Genomic DNA, 14,001 nt, shown 5'->3' with positions numbered 1-14,001 from the left:
CGGCTGGAACGAACGCACAAATTACATCAGGAAATTCAATCAAAATTTTGAATTTGCGATATTTTATCGTAAACAATCGCCTGGGGAATATCCGACACCAGCCGTCTTGCCGTGGTCACAAGCTGCTCCACCTCGAAGATGACCGGCCGGCCGGCCGCCGTCACGAGGCCCCACTGGAACGGGATGTGGAACGAGAGCGGTATGACGCGGACACCCTCCACCGGCAGGCCCCAGAGGGTGATCGATTCGACGATTGCGACACCGAGACCCATGCGCGCCAGCGAAAGCGAAACATAGGTTGCATTGCTGTCGATCACGGAGGAAAGGTCGACGCCGAGGCTGGAAAGCACATCGTTGATCCGCATGCGCAGGCGGAAGGGGTTTGCCGAAGCGATGAGCCGGTTTCCGCCAAGGTCTTCGGCGGAGATGACCGCTTTCCGGGCGAGCGGATGATCTTCCGCCACCACAGCCACGCACGGCACCTCCCCCAGCCAGTGAATATCGACGCCGGGATTGTCGAGTGGAAGGCTGACGGCGCCGAGATCCGCCGTGCCCGCCATCACCGCCTGCACGACATTTTCCGAAGAAATGCTCTGGAGATGCACATGATCGGGAAACCGGTCGGCCGGCAGGGCGGCGAGCGCCCGTGGCAGGAGACTTGCGGCAATCGCCGGAATGGAAGCGACCTCGATGGCCGTGCGGCGCGCGGCGTGAATGCGCCTTGCGCTTTCGCTGATCGTTCTGAGACCGCCGAGGAACAGCTCCGCCTGCGCAAAAAAGGCCACGCCCTTTTCGGTTGGCGTGATGCGGGGACCGTTGCGGTGCAGCAGCGCGAAGCCGATTTCGCCCTCAAGGTCCTGAATGAGGCGTGTCACGACGGGTTGAGACTTGCCCAGCGCCTTGGCCGCGCCGGTGATGCTGCCGATAGACACCACGGCCACGAAAGCCTCGAGCTGCCGCGTATCGAGATAGTCAGACGCCATTTTCCACTCCGCCCCAAGACCTGTGTTCAAGGCCTGTGTTCAAGACCTGTGTTTCTGCCTCATCGTCACCCAAGCGCTATACCGGCCCGCGATCCTCATGGCCAGCCGGCAGCCAAAGCGCCTCGCGCCCGTCGAAAGGATCGAGAGTAGCGCCAAACCCGGCAGGGGCCGCCCGCAGAACCATCGGCTTTTCGGCATGATATAGCGGCCACTCACCATTCGGGGCACGGGGCCGTTCGTCCTTTATGAAGGAGGCCCACAGATCGTGGATCGCTCCTGCAAAGCTCGCATCCGCCACCCGCTGACGCTCGGGCAGTTCGCGGCCATTCGAACCATCGCGATACCAGACCGAGCCGACCTCCGCCCCGTGCGGCGCGCCCAGCTCATCGGCCTCCAGCGGGCCGTAGAGATATTTATAGACCGGATTGAAACGGGCATGCAGCCCGGCGAAATGGATCGCCGGAAGCTGGAAGACGAGATCGCCGGCAACCGCGCGCCAGATGCCGCGTGGGCTGTGACCTGGCAGCGCCCTGCGATAACGCTCGACAATAAGGGAGCCGGTGAGGCCACGCGGCAGAACCCGCTCATGCAGCAATTCCGCACAAAGCGCGAAATCCATTTTCGGCTGCGCCGTCGCATGGGTCACATATTCTCCCGTCGTGCAGCCAATCATCATCGGCACGGCGGCGGTGAGGCCTTCGCGTGCGGCAGTTTCCGGATGTTCCGGCAGGCTTACTCCATCGATAACCGGGACGAAGGGCACGCCGAGCATCGAGGCTGCGCCGTCGCGGGCAAAATCATGCTGCTCATAGGACTGGTTGCAGAGATCGCGCTGAATTTCGAGCAGCCGGTGCATGGGCAGGGCTGCAAGCGAAGCCTCATCGGCATTTGCAGCCGCCAGAAACCGGCGCGTCAGTCTGGCGGCATCCTCCATAGAGGCGATGCCCGTGCTTGCGCCGCTCTGCGGCATGGCCCGGTGGAAAAGCCCCTGCGCGCCCGGCATGGCCATCAGCGCCGCGACCGCAAAGCCGCCCGCCGAGCGCCCGGCCAGCGTCACCCGTTCAGGGTCGCCACCGAAGGCGGCAATATTGTCGCGCACCCATTCCAGTGCGACGACAAGATCGAGCAGACCGCGATTGTCCGGCCTGCCTTCAAGATGGAGGAAACCGAGCGCGCCAAGGCGATAATTGACCGTGACCTCGACGATGCCGCTTGCCGCGAAAGCGCCGCTCTGCAGCACCGGTTCATTGGCGGAACCGACCGCGTAACCGCCGCCATGGATCCAGAACAGCACGGGCGCCCTGCCCGCCGGATCGGGCGTGCGGATATTGACGGTGAGGAAATCCTCGCCGAAGGCCAGTTTCGAGGTCGCGGCGGTGCCCACCGGGCCGTAAGTGGGAATTTGCGGGCAGACGGGGCCAAGCCGGGTCGCATCCCGCGCGCCCTGCCATGGCGACACGGGCTGCGGCGCTTCGAAGCGGCGTTCGGGCGTGACAGGCGCGGCATAGGGCACACCGAGAAAGGCGTGAATTCCGTTTTCCAGCCTGCCCTGCAATGTACCGGCTGCCACTTTCACCATCGTCATGTCACAGCACCTTGCGCAGCCCGATCAGTCGCTCGACCGCCACCACGACGATGACCGAAATCAGGATGAGGATGACGGAGAGAGCAGCAATCTGCGGATCGGTGGAATATTCCAGATAATGATAGATTTCCGTCGGCAGCGTCGAGGATTTGACCGAGACGATGAAGAGCGAGATCGTCGCTTCGTCGAAAGAAATCAGGAAGGCGATGACGGCACCGGCGATGAGGCCGGGCCGGACCAGCGGCAGGGTGATGCGCCACAGCACCATGGCGGGCGATGCGCCGTGAACGCGCGCCGCCTCCTCGACACGGCGATCCACCGCCATCAGGCTCATGGTGATGGTGCGCACCGTATAGGGCGTGGTGATGCCGAGATGCGCGAGGAAAATGCCGGTATAGCTATCCAGCAGACCAAGCGGCCCGAGCACCAGCATGACACCGACGGCGAGCACGATATGCGGCACGAGGAAGGGTGCGAGGATGAGGAAGTTGATCGCGCCCTTGCCGCGGAATTCGTGCCGTGAGAGCGCCAGCGACAGAAGCAGCCCCGCGAAGATCGAGACGAAACCGACAAGCAGACCGATGCCGAGGCTGCGCCAGAAGGCGCCGATGAATTTGGCATTGGCGAAAACCTTGGCATAGGAGCCGAAGGACAGGCTTTCCGGGGGAAAAGCCAGATATTGCCGCGTATCGAAGGAAATAATCAGGACGACGATGATCGGCGCCAGAAGGAACAGATAAAGCAGTGTCAGCAGAAGCGCGTGGGCGAGACGTCCGAATTTCGCGTCCATGGCCGGCCTCACGTCTCAAGCGCGCGCATGGCGCGCTGGTAAATCACGATCACGCTGCCGAACAGCACGAGCAGCAGCACCGAAAGGGCAGCCGCCAGCGGCCAGTTCAGCGTCACCGTCGCTTCGTTATAGACCTCCGTGCCGATGACGAAGACGCGGCCGCCGCCCATCAGGCGCGGCGTGACGAAGGAGGAAATCGCCAGCACGAAAACGAGAAGTGCCGCGGTGAGAACGCCGGGCAGAGACAGCGGCAGCACGATGCGGGTGAAGACGCGCAGGCGGTTCGCACCCAGCATGGCGGCGGCTTCTTCCAGCTGCGTGTTCAGCCGGCCAAAACCGCTCAGCATCGCCAGGATCGCATAGGGCATCAGGATTTCGATCAGCGCGACGGTTGCGCCGAAATAATTATTGGTGAGCCGTATGACACCATCCGTCAGCCCGGAGGATTGCAGCGCCGTGTTGATGACGCCCCGATCCCCCAGAATGACCATCCAGCCATAGGTACGCACCACCGAGGAGGTGAGAAGCGGCGCGACGGCAAGCGCTGTCAGCACGCCGCGCCAGCGGCTTTGGGTGCGGGCGAGAAAAAGCGCGATGGGATAGGAAAGAACGACCGCGAAAATGGCGACATTCACCCCGAGATAAAGCGTGTTCCAGGCGATCTTCCAGTAAAACGGGTCGAACAGCACGGTTCTGTAGGATTCGAGCGTCCAGTCGCCGCCGCGAAGGGCGGCCATGGACGAGGAGGCGAAGGAGGCGCGCACCAGCCAGATGAGCGGCAACAGAAACGTCGTCAGCAGTGCGACGAGGCCCGGCAGAAGCAGGAGAAGCAAAACGCCGCGATGCGACGTGCCGCCGCCGGAAGCATGGCTTGCCGCCGCCATCAGGCCGCCTCCCCGATCAGCGTCACATCCTCGGGCGCAACGGAAAGCGTCACGCGCTCGCCCTTTGCCGGCAGAGCGGCGGCATGGGTGGGCAGATCGGCCTGCAGACGATGATCGCCGGCGCGCACGCCGAGCGTCAACATCTGCCCGCGATAGGTGACGTGTTCGACAACGCCGGAGAAAGCATTGACGCCATCGCCAAGCAGAAAGCGATGCGGGCGGACCAGAAACCGCGCTTTCTGGCCGACCGGGACAACGCCAGAGAAATGCAGGAAACCGAGGCCGGGAATCTCAGCGCGACCCGGCGCAACCACGGTGCCCGTAAGGAATGAGCCGGCTCCGATGAAGGAAGCGACGAAATCGGTTTTCGGCCGGTCGAAAATCTCGCGCGGCGTGCCGATCTGCTCCAGCCGGCCTTCGGACATGACCGCGAGCCGGTCGGCCATGGACAGGGCCTCATCCTGATCGTGGGTGACGAAAATGCTGGTGACGCCGGTGCGGTTCTGGATATCGCGGATTTCATCGCGCATCTCGTCGCGCAGCTTGGCATCGAGATTGGAAAGCGGCTCATCGAACAGCAGCAGAGCGGGTTCGATGACGAGAGAGCGGGCAATCGCCGCCCGCTGCTGCTGGCCGCCGGAAAGCTGGGAGACGCGCCTTTCGCCGAAGCCGGAAAGCTTGACCAGATCGAGCGCCTTCGCCACCCGCTCCTTGCGCTCGGATTTTGGAACGCCGCGCATTTCCAGCCCGAAGGCGATGTTTTCGGCGACATTCATATGCGGAAACAGGGCATAGGCCTGAAAGACCATGCCCATATTGCGCCTGTGGACCGGGGTTGCGGAAATATCGCGGCCGTCCAGCCGGATTTCGCCCGAGGTTACCGGAATGAGGCCGGCGATCATGCGCAGGATCGTCGTCTTGCCGCAGCCGGAAGGCCCCAGCAGCGCCAGCATTTCCCCGCGCGGCAGGGAAAGGCTGACGTGATCCACGGAGGGCTTGAGGGCGCCCGGATAGGTCTTCACGAGATTGTCGATCTCGACATGATGATCGGCCATGGCGTCCTCTGCTTCCTGTCTCAATTCGCCGCGATGACCTCGCGGTTGATCCGCTGTATCCACGCCGAATATTTGTCCGCCACGAAGTTCCAGTCGAGGGAAGACTGCGCGGCCTGGGCTTCCTTGCTGCCATAGATGCGGGCGGCAACGGGTTCGCTGAGCGCAACCTTGCTGTTGACCGGACCGTAGAAGCTCTTTTCGGCGAAGGTCGCCTGCGCCTCGGCGCTCAGCGCATAATTGACGAAGAGTTCGGCGGCTTGCCTATTGGCGGAGCCTTCGACCAGACCGATCGTGTTTGTCTGGCCGATGGAGCCTTCCTTCGGCAGGGCGATCCCGATCTTGCCGCCCTGCGTGTCGTGCAGATATTGCGCGCGGCCGTTCCAGCAGATGGAGAGATCGACTTCGCCGCTCTGCACCACCGCATAACAATCCGGCGCAGGTTCGAAGGTCGAGACGCTCGGCGCGACCTCCTTCAGGAAATCAATGGCCGGATCGATGGAGGTCTTGTAGTCGCCGCCCTTCAGCTTGGTGAGGATCGGCAGGAGAATGACGCCGCGCGTATCGGAAAGCTTGGCGGCGATCTTTCCCTTGTATTTCGGATCGGCAAGATCGGCCCAGCTCGTCGGCGGCTCCTTCACCGCGTCGGTATTGTAGAGGATGGCGAGATTGTCCTGCGAGAAGGCGACGGCGCGGTCGCCATCGATGCGCGCCCATTCCGGCTGTTCGGCAAGGTTCGGCACCTTTGCGGCATCAAGCTTGGTGAACAGCTCCTCCTTGTTCGCCTTGATCGCCACCGAAACGTCGATCAGGGCGACATCGACCTTCGGCTCGGCGCGCTGAAGGGTGAGGAGCGCCAGCGTTTCGGCCGAATTCTTGCTCTGCTGATAATTCACCTCGATGCCCGGATGTTTGGCCTTGAAGGCGTCGATGATGAATTTCTGGTAGTTATCCGCAAAGACGCCGGAGAAACCGACGATGTTGACGGTGCCCTTCGTCGCATCCTGTGCGAAGACGGTGCCCGAGAGCGATGCGATTCCGGCGGCAACGATGCCGACGACGAGAGCGGCCTTGCGGCGCTGATGAGCATTTTTCATTTCAGTTGCCTCCGTTTGTTTTCGATATTGTCAGTTTGCGGGCCGCCAGGCGGCATCCAGCACACGCAGCCAGTTCTGGCCGAGAAGTTTGAGAACGAGCGTTTCGCTCCAGCCGCGCGCCAGCATGCGGGCGGTGATATTGGGCACCTCGCCGATGCGCTCGATGCCCTTCGGCTTGGAAATCTTGACCGTCGCGAATTCCGTCAGCGTGCGGGCCGTGCCCTTGTCGCGGTTGGCCCAGAGCTGCCAGGGGCCGGGACGTGGCCGCTCCTGCGAAAAATCCGTGCCGATGCCGACATGGTCTTCGCCGACGAGATCGATGACATAGGCCATGGCGTCTAGATAATCCTCGACCGTGGCATCGTTTCCAGCGGCGAGACCCGGCGCAAAAAGACTGATGCCGATGATGCCGCCCTTTTCCGCGCAGGCCTTGAAGAGTTCATCCGGCTTGTTGCGCTTCACATCGCGCAGCGCCCGCGGCAGCACATGCGAGATGCAGACCGGCGCTTTCGAGCGGGCGATGACATCCGCCGTCGTTCTGTCGCCGACATGGCTCAGGTCGCAGAGCACGCCGACGCGGTTCATCTCCGCCAGCACCTCCCGGCCGAAGCCGGTCAGGCCGCTGTCGTTTTCCTCCAGATATCCGGCGCCGGAATAGTTCTGGGTATTATAGGTCAGCTGCATGATGCCGACGCCGAGATCCTTGAAGATTTCGACGTAGTCCAGCTTGTCCTCGAGCGGCGAGGTGTTCTGCCAGCCGATGATGATGCCGGTTCTGTTCTCGGCCTTGGCCGCGTGAATATCGGCGACCGTCCGCACCGGACGGATCAGGTCGTCGTTTTCCCGCAGGAAACGCTTCCATTCGCTGACATAACCGATGCCCTCGCGGAAGTTTTCCCAGATCACACTGGAGACATTGACGGCGGTGAGGCCGCCGGCGCGCATGTCCTCGAATATCGACCTGCTCCACTGGCAGGTTTGCAGACCGTCGATGACGATGGCGTCATTATGGAGTTTTGCGGCATCGGTCATGCGGATGTCCTCACTGCGGATTGTGAAAGCTGCTGTTTGAGCGCCCCAAGGGCGCGGCTGACGAATTCCAGACGGTCCTGCCCCCAGAAGAGTTCGCCATTCACCACATAGGTCGGCGTTCCGAAAATCCCGAGACGTTCGGCCTCTGCCAGATTGCCGTGCCATTCCGCCACGATGTCTTCCGGCTGCGGATCGCGCACGAGGGCTGCACCTTCCGAGCCGAGGACGGCCTGCGCGATGGTGCGCAGTGTGTCGAGATCGGCAATGTCGCGATCCTCGCTCCACAAGGCGCGCTGGATGGCGAAGGACAGGCTGATTGCATCGAGCCCGGCCTTCTGCGCGGCGATGACGAGCTGGGCGGCCCGTTCGATCGTGGCGCAGGGGTAAAATTTCGGCGTCAGGTTGAGCGGCATGTCGAGATAACGCCGCCACCGATCCAGCTCCACGGCATGATAGCTCTGCCGGGCATCCGGACGGCTGCGCAGCGGAATGCCGCCATTGGCCTCGATGATGCGGATGGGGCGCAGCACGATTGCGGCGCCATGTGTGCGGGCGACTTCCACGGCCCGTGGCGCGCCGAAATAGGCCCATGGCGAAGAAATGCCGTAAAATATCTCCAGTTTCAGTGCCGCTTCAGCCATTGGCATGCTCCTTGATCCTGTCCTGCGCGTCCGCATCGCGCCATTCCTCGCCGGTGATTTCAGCGGCGTCGTGGTTCATGAAAGTCTCGAAATGACGGGCGCGGTCTTCGACGAAGAGAGACCTGGCGATGCCCTGCGCCAGCCGCTCCGCCCCCGGGCTGACGGCCGGAATGCCGCTGGTGATTTTCCCGTGGGAGGGAACAGCCGGATAAGCGAAGCAATGGATACGGGAAATCGCCTCCGCCTCGGCGGCCGGCAGACCCGGTTTCGGTAGAAACTCGAAAGCCGGCCCGAGATAGGGATAGGACCCCAGCGCGTCATTCTCCTCACCGGCCGGCGGCTGATAGGCGTCGCGCCAGAGCAGGACACGGCCGCTCAAGGCGGTAAATTCCGGCCGCCGGGCGAAATCGACGTCGAAGCCGGTGGCGAAAATGATGAGATCGGCCGGATAGAGCCCCTTCGGGGTCTCGATTTCCACCGCATCTCCCGCTTCCGTCAGGCTGAGAACGGGACTGCCCAGATGGAAGAACGCATTGTCATGGCGCGAGACCCGGAGGACGCTGTGGCGCGGCGGCGGGATCTGTGTGCGCTCCGCCTCGACCATAAAGGCCCAGCGGTCGGCATCGGGCAGGCCGATATAACCGTGGGTCATGCCGAGGCTGGCGATACCGCCGAATTTTTCGACCCGGGGGATATCGGTCCTGCGAATGAAAAGATCGACACGGGCCGCCCCCGCCTCCAGTGCTGCGGCTGCATTGTCCATCGCCGAAGCACCGGCGCCGACCACCGCGACACGTTTGCCGCGCCAAGCGCCCATATCGAATACATCGCCGCTATGGCGCACGAAGCGGGCAGGAACCGTTTTCGCCACATCCGGCAGGCGCGGCGCACCGAGGCCATCGAGCCCCGTCGCGAGGATCACCCGACGCGCCAGAACCCTAGCTGGACCTTCCCGCCCCAGAAAATCGAGAGCGAACAGGCCATCCTCGCGCAGAACGAGACCGGCAAGTTCGGTTTCGTTGCTCACCGGCAGCGCCAGCACATTGCGGTACCAGACCATGTAAGCCATCCAGGCTTCACGCGGTATGAGCACCATCTCCTCATAGGCGCGCGCGCCGAACTGCGCCTCGAACCATGCGCGGAATGTCAGGGAGGGTACGCCGAGCGCCGGCCCGGCCAGCTCCTTGCGGGTGCGCAATGTCTCCATGCGCGCACTGGTCACCCATGGGCCTTCCCGCCCGCTGGGCGCCCTGTCGAAAGCGCGGATATTGTCGATACCGGCAAATGAAAGAGCCGCAAGCGCGGTCAGCCCGCAGAGCCCGGCGCCGATGACGGCGACATCCAGCACCTCGGAACCGTTGAGAGAGGTGCGCGGCACCCACGGCTTTGCCGGTCGCTCAAGCAGGGCGAGTTCCTGCGCAAGCCTCGCCTCCAGCGCCGGCAAGCCGCCCGCATTCACAGACACTGCGTCGGTTTTGCGATCTTCCATCATGTTATTTCTGAATTAATGAGCGTTAAAAATTCTATTTAAGCATTATAAGAAACACAGAAGCGGAAATCCGGAAAGCAAAAATCTTCTAATCATTGGCAGTTTTCGGCAAATTTTCGCGCAAGCGGCGGGGAGTGAAGCTCGGCCTGCCGATTCTTCCGCGCGACGGGAGGGAAACGAGACCGGCGCGGGTGACGGGATCATCGCCAAATGCAGAATTTCAGCAAAAATCTTTCGGTTCGGAAATCATAATCGGAATAGTCTTTGCCGCGCCAATCCCCCGGCGGGGATATCGTCGCGACGAGCAAAGACCTGCCTGCGGCTGAAGCCCTCCGCAACGCGCCGCGCAAGCCAAAACATCGATGAAAGTGAAGCCCAATGGCAAATGATCGCAAACTGCATCTCGGCGCCTTCATGCGGCCCGTCAGTCTCCACACGGGTGCTTGGCGTTATCCGGGCGCCTTCCCGGATGCGAATTTCAATTTCGCCCATCTGGCGCGCTTCGCACAACAGCTCGAGGCCGCGAAGTTCGATGCATTCTTCATGGCCGATCACCTGGCGGTGCTGAACATGCCCACGGAGGCGCTGCGCCGCAGCCATACCGTCACCTCCTTCGAGCCCTTCACTTTGCTTTCGGCGCTCGCCGCCGTCACCTCCCGCATCGGGCTGGTCGCCACCGCCTCCACCACCTTCGATGAGCCCTATCACGTCGCCCGGCGTTTCGCCTCGCTCGATCACCTCAGCAACGGTCGCGCCGGCTGGAACATCGTCACCACGTCAAACCCCGACGCGGCCCGGAACTTCGGCCGCGCGGAACAGCCTGATCATGCCGAACGCTATGGCCGCGCGCGGGAATTTTACGATGTCGTCACCGGTCTCTGGGATTCCTTTTCCGATGACGCCTTTATCCGGGATGTCGACAGCGGGCTGTTCTTCGATCCCGAAAAGATGCATGTGCTGGACCACAATGGACCTGAATTTTCCGTGCGCGGACCGCTCAACATCGCGCGCCCTGTGCAGGGTTGGCCCGTCATCGTGCAGGCTGGAGCTTCCGAGCCGGGACGCCAGCTTGCCGCCGAGACGGCAGAGGTGGTTTTTGCCGCAACCCCCACGCTTGCGGCGGGCAAGGCTTTTTATAAGGACGTCAAGGACAGGACCGTCGCGGCGGGCCGTTCGCGCGACGGAATTGTCATCCTGCCGGGCGCTTTCGTTCTCGTCGGCGACAGCGTGGAAGAGGCCAAAGCCAAACGCGCCAGGCTCGACAGTCTCGTCCATTATGACAGCGCAATCGCTTCGCTTTCGATTGCGCTTGGCCACGATGTTTCCGGCTTCGATCCGGATGGCCCCCTGCCTGATATTCCGGAAACGAACGCCAGCAAATCCAGCCGTGAAAGGGTGATCGAGCTTGCCCGAAGCGAGGGCCTGACGGTGCGCCAGCTTGCCCAGCGGTTGGGCGGTTATGCGGGTCTTGCCTTCGTCGGCACGCCAAAGACCATCGCCGACGAGATGGAGCAATGGCTCCATGAGGAGGGTTCGGACGGTTTCAACGTCACCTTCCCTTTCCTGCCTGCCGGCCTCAACGACTTCACGACGCAGGTGGTGCCGGAACTGCAAAGGCGCGGGCTGTTCCGCAAGGACTATGAGGGGCCGACATTGCGCGACCATCTCGGCCTGCACCGACCGGCCAATCGTTTTTTCAGCTGAATAAAGCGCCGTCGCGCCGATCGCGCTCCCGGTAGGGAGATTTTCCACGCCGGTCGCAAAGTTTGGCATGTGGTTCCAGAAGGGCGGATTGACCTCAAAAACACCCGCCCATACCCTTTAAATGCACAAAATACATAAATTAGGTGAATTAATATGAAGGCTGAACATTCCCGCCGCCAGATCCTCAAATTTGGCATTGCCGGCGCTCTTGCCGCGCCGATTGCCACGGGCAAGGCGCTGGCCCAGAGTTCCCCGGAATTTCCTGCCGAGCTGAAGCTGGACTGGGGATTTTACTCCTCCCATACGCTGCTGATAAAGAACAAGGGCTGGCTCGAGGAGGCTTTCAAGGATGTCGGCACGAAGATCACCTGGGTACAATCCCGCGGCAGCAACAATTCGCTCGAATTCCTGAAGGTCGGCTCGACGGATTTTGCCGGCTCGGCCGCACTTTCCGCCTTTCTCGCCCGCGCCAACGGCGTGCCGCTGAAGGTGATCTATGTGGCGAGCTGGGGCGGTTCCTCCATCATTCAGGTGCGCCCGGATTCACCCATCAAAACCGTCGCCGATCTCAAGGGCAAGACCATTGCGGTCACCAAGGGCACCGCGCCCTATTTCACCCTCGTCCGCGCGCTTGACCAGAACAAGCTGTCCATCGACGACCTGAAGGTCGTGAACCTGCAACATCCGGAAGGCTTCAACGCGCTTCAGCAGGGTCAGGTGGACGCCTGGGTCGGCATCGATCCGCACACGTCCCAGGCCGAGCTTGCCGGCGACCGGGCGATTTTCGACGAGCGCAGCTGGCGCGACGGCAGCGTCTTCAGCGTCTCCGAGGAGTTTCTGGCCAAGTACCCGAAAGCGGTCGACAGACTTCTCGGCGTCTGGGTGCAGACGCAGAAGTGGATTCGTGAAAACAAAAGCGAATTCATCGATTTCGTCACGCAGGTCACCGGCAACGATCCCAAGATCACCAGGCTCACAATCGAGAAGCGCGACTGGAATAATCCCGTTCCGGGCGAGGAACTGCTGAACTCGATCCGCATCGTCACGCCGCTTCTGGGTGACGACGTCCTGCGCCCCGGCGTCAATGTCGACAATGTCCTGTCCTCGCTGAGCGATCCGGCACCGGCGAAAAAGGCGCTTGGCGCATGAATTCCCATCCGCGCGAATTCCAGCGCGTGAAACAGACTGCGGGACAATTCCCTTCCCGATTGCCGCTTGTGCAAAGGGTGGGGAATTTCCTTGGCCGTTTCGACCTGCGTGGCGCAATCGTGCCCGTCGGGTCGCTGCTGCTGCTTGAGCTTTTCGTTCGCCTCGGCTGGGTCAGCCCCTATGTGCTGCCGCCGCCTTCCGAACTTTACGACACGTTCCTGCGGCTTGCGGAAGGTCCCCTGTGGACGAATGTTGCGGCCAGTACCGCGCGCGTCTTCGTCGGCTTCGTCATCGGCTCCCTGCTCGCCATCGTCGTCGGTTCGCTTGTCGGTCTGGTAATTGCCGCCGAACGTTATCTCGAGCCGACGTTTCAGGCGCTGCGGGCGGTTCCGAGCCTTGCATGGGTGCCGCTGCTGATGATCTGGTTCGGCATCGGCGAAACCTCGAAAATCGTGCTGATCGCCAAAAGCGCATTTTTCCCGGTCTATCTCAACCTCTTTTCCGGCATCAGGAATGTCGACCGCAAGCTGGTGGAGGTGGGCGAGATGTATCGCCAGCCGCTGCCCGTGCTGGTGTGGCGGATTTTCATTCCCGCCTCGCTGCCGCATCTCTTCACGGGCCTGCGTTACGGGCTGTCGCTTGCCTGGCTGAGCGTCGTCGCGGCCGAGCTTCTGGCCGCCTCGGAAGGTATCGGCTACATGCTCTCCGACGGGCGGGAGCTTTCCCGGCCCGATCTCGTCATGATCGCCATCATCTGCCTTGCGGTGCTGGGCAAGATTTCCGACAGCCTCTTCAAGATCGTCGAAGACCGCTGCCTGCGCTGGCGCGACACCTATCCGCTTCAGCAGGGAGGACGCCTGCGATGAGTTTGCTGAATGTCGATGTCCGCGAAAAGGCTTTCGGCGACACGGTGATCCTTCAGCATATCCAGCTGACGCTGGGCGATGGCGAAGCGGCGGTTCTTCTCGGCCCCAGCGGCTGCGGCAAGAGCACGTTGCTGCGCATCGCCGCCGGCCTCGACCGGCGTTTTTCAGGCGCGGTCAGGGTTCAGCAGGACAAGGAGCAGGCATCGAACTCACCGCCCATCGCCTTCGTCTTTCAGGAACCCCGCCTGATGCCCTGGCTGACGGTTGCCGAAAATATCGGTTATGCAGCGGGGAGGAAATATGATGTCGGGCGCGTGGAAAGGCTGATCGACGATGTCGGTTTGAGCGGCCATGGCGGGGCGCTGCCGAAGGCCCTTTCGGGCGGCATGGCACAACGTGTGGCAATCGCAAGGGCGCTCTATACCGAGCCGCGCATTCTGCTCCTCGATGAACCCTTCAGCGCGGTCGATGCTTTCACACGGATGAAGTTGCAGGATCTGGTGCTGAAGCTCGTCGAACAGCGCGGCATCTCCTTTCTGCTGGTCACCCACGATATCGACGAAGCGCTCTATCTCGGCGACCGGATTTACATGATGGGCGCCCATGACGGCCGTATCCAGCAGCGGATAGAGGTGGACGTACAGCGCCCGCGCGACCGGCGGTCTCCGCAGCTCGCAAACCTCAAGAACGAGGTACTGACCGCCCTGCACAATGCCCACGTCATCTGAG

At 62.2% G+C, this 14,001-nt stretch carries 13 protein-coding genes; 4 read left to right on the top strand and 9 right to left on the bottom strand.

The genetic code is table 11. The features are described 5' to 3' along the window. Positions 1-35: 35 nt before the first annotated feature. From L901_RS12735 to L901_RS12695, 9 genes are all read right to left on the bottom strand, one after another. Complete coding sequence (locus tag L901_RS12735) at positions 36-983, bottom strand: LysR family transcriptional regulator (protein ID WP_059757201.1); 948 nt, start codon at positions 981-983, stop codon at positions 36-38. A 76-nt stretch (positions 984-1,059) separates the two neighbouring features. Beyond that, positions 1,060-2,568, bottom strand: coding sequence for a carboxylesterase/lipase family protein (locus tag L901_RS12730; protein ID WP_059757197.1), 1,509 nt, complete (start codon positions 2,566-2,568; stop codon positions 1,060-1,062). 1 nt (position 2,569) lies between these two features. Further along, entirely contained in the window at positions 2,570-3,358 is a 789-nt protein-coding gene (locus tag L901_RS12725; RefSeq protein ID WP_059757194.1) for an ABC transporter permease, read from the bottom strand. Positions 3,359-3,366: 8 nt separating this feature from the next. Further along, entirely contained in the window at positions 3,367-4,242 is an 876-nt protein-coding gene (locus tag L901_RS12720; RefSeq protein ID WP_059757192.1) for an ABC transporter permease, read from the bottom strand. Beyond that, positions 4,242-5,297 carry an ABC transporter ATP-binding protein gene (locus L901_RS12715; protein ID WP_059757189.1) on the bottom strand — a complete coding sequence of 352 codons (1,056 nt, stop codon included), beginning with the start codon at positions 5,295-5,297 and terminating at the stop codon, positions 4,242-4,244. Before L901_RS12715 ends, L901_RS12720 begins: the two co-directional genes overlap by 1 nt. A gap of 20 nt (positions 5,298-5,317) precedes the next feature. Then, positions 5,318-6,391, bottom strand: coding sequence for an ABC transporter substrate-binding protein (locus tag L901_RS12710; protein ID WP_059757186.1), 1,074 nt, complete (start codon positions 6,389-6,391; stop codon positions 5,318-5,320). Between the two features lie 30 nt (positions 6,392-6,421). After that, on the bottom strand, positions 6,422-7,423 hold the full coding sequence (locus L901_RS12705) for a dipeptidase (protein WP_059757183.1): 1,002 nt from the start codon (positions 7,421-7,423) through the stop codon (positions 6,422-6,424). Next, entirely contained in the window at positions 7,420-8,064 is a 645-nt protein-coding gene (locus tag L901_RS12700) for a 2-hydroxychromene-2-carboxylate isomerase (protein ID WP_059757181.1), read from the bottom strand. Before L901_RS12700 ends, L901_RS12705 begins: the two co-directional genes overlap by 4 nt. Then, positions 8,057-9,556: an NAD(P)-binding domain-containing protein gene (locus L901_RS12695; protein ID WP_082710609.1), complete on the bottom strand. Its 1,500-nt coding sequence runs from the start codon at positions 9,554-9,556 to the stop codon at positions 8,057-8,059. The genes L901_RS12700 and L901_RS12695 overlap by 8 nt, the downstream gene beginning before the upstream one ends. Positions 9,557-9,931: 375 nt before the next feature. Between L901_RS12695 and L901_RS12690 the strand changes: the two genes are divergently transcribed. The 4 genes from L901_RS12690 to L901_RS12675 all read left to right on the top strand — a co-directional run bounded on the left by L901_RS12690 (position 9,932) and on the right by L901_RS12675 (position 14,000). Then, positions 9,932-11,257: an LLM class flavin-dependent oxidoreductase gene (locus L901_RS12690; RefSeq protein ID WP_059757178.1), complete on the top strand. Its 1,326-nt coding sequence runs from the start codon at positions 9,932-9,934 to the stop codon at positions 11,255-11,257. A gap of 153 nt (positions 11,258-11,410) precedes the next feature. After that, on the top strand, positions 11,411-12,406 hold the full coding sequence (locus L901_RS12685; RefSeq protein WP_059757175.1) for an aliphatic sulfonate ABC transporter substrate-binding protein: 996 nt from the start codon (positions 11,411-11,413) through the stop codon (positions 12,404-12,406). Beyond that, complete coding sequence (locus L901_RS12680; RefSeq protein WP_020811699.1) at positions 12,403-13,272, top strand: ABC transporter permease; 870 nt, start codon at positions 12,403-12,405, stop codon at positions 13,270-13,272. The genes L901_RS12685 and L901_RS12680 overlap by 4 nt, the downstream gene beginning before the upstream one ends. Then, positions 13,269-14,000, top strand: coding sequence for an ABC transporter ATP-binding protein (locus L901_RS12675; RefSeq protein WP_059757172.1), 732 nt, complete (start codon positions 13,269-13,271; stop codon positions 13,998-14,000). Before L901_RS12680 ends, L901_RS12675 begins: the two co-directional genes overlap by 4 nt. Position 14,001: the final 1 nt, after the last annotated feature.

This window comes from Agrobacterium sp. D14, assembly GCF_001526505.1.
In the GTDB taxonomy this organism is placed as follows: domain Bacteria; phylum Pseudomonadota; class Alphaproteobacteria; order Rhizobiales; family Rhizobiaceae; genus Agrobacterium; species Agrobacterium leguminum.
The sequence above is the reverse complement of the archived record's forward strand: the minus strand, read 5'-3'. Positions and strand labels throughout refer to the sequence as shown.

Bases quoted from the DNA above. Each gene is read 5' to 3' on its own strand.
- L901_RS12735 (WP_059757201.1), bottom strand. From the start codon at position 983: ATGGCGTCTGACTATCTCGATACGCGGCAGCTCGAGGCTTTCGTGGCC.
- L901_RS12730 (WP_059757197.1), bottom strand. From the start codon at position 2,568: ATGACGATGGTGAAAGTGGCAGCCGGTACATTGCAGGGCAGGCTGGAA.
- L901_RS12725 (WP_059757194.1), bottom strand. From the start codon at position 3,358: ATGGACGCGAAATTCGGACGTCTCGCCCACGCGCTTCTGCTGACACTG.
- L901_RS12720 (WP_059757192.1), bottom strand. From the start codon at position 4,242: ATGGCGGCGGCAAGCCATGCTTCCGGCGGCGGCACGTCGCATCGCGGC.
- L901_RS12715 (WP_059757189.1), bottom strand. From the start codon at position 5,297: ATGGCCGATCATCATGTCGAGATCGACAATCTCGTGAAGACCTATCCG.
- L901_RS12710 (WP_059757186.1), bottom strand. From the start codon at position 6,391: ATGAAAAATGCTCATCAGCGCCGCAAGGCCGCTCTCGTCGTCGGCATC.
- L901_RS12705 (WP_059757183.1), bottom strand. From the start codon at position 7,423: ATGACCGATGCCGCAAAACTCCATAATGACGCCATCGTCATCGACGGT.
- L901_RS12700 (WP_059757181.1), bottom strand. From the start codon at position 8,064: ATGGCTGAAGCGGCACTGAAACTGGAGATATTTTACGGCATTTCTTCG.
- L901_RS12695 (WP_082710609.1), bottom strand. From the start codon at position 9,556: ATGATGGAAGATCGCAAAACCGACGCAGTGTCTGTGAATGCGGGCGGC.
- L901_RS12690 (WP_059757178.1), top strand. From the start codon at position 9,932: ATGGCAAATGATCGCAAACTGCATCTCGGCGCCTTCATGCGGCCCGTC.
- L901_RS12685 (WP_059757175.1), top strand. From the start codon at position 11,411: ATGAAGGCTGAACATTCCCGCCGCCAGATCCTCAAATTTGGCATTGCC.
- L901_RS12680 (WP_020811699.1), top strand. From the start codon at position 12,403: ATGAATTCCCATCCGCGCGAATTCCAGCGCGTGAAACAGACTGCGGGA.
- L901_RS12675 (WP_059757172.1), top strand. From the start codon at position 13,269: ATGAGTTTGCTGAATGTCGATGTCCGCGAAAAGGCTTTCGGCGACACG.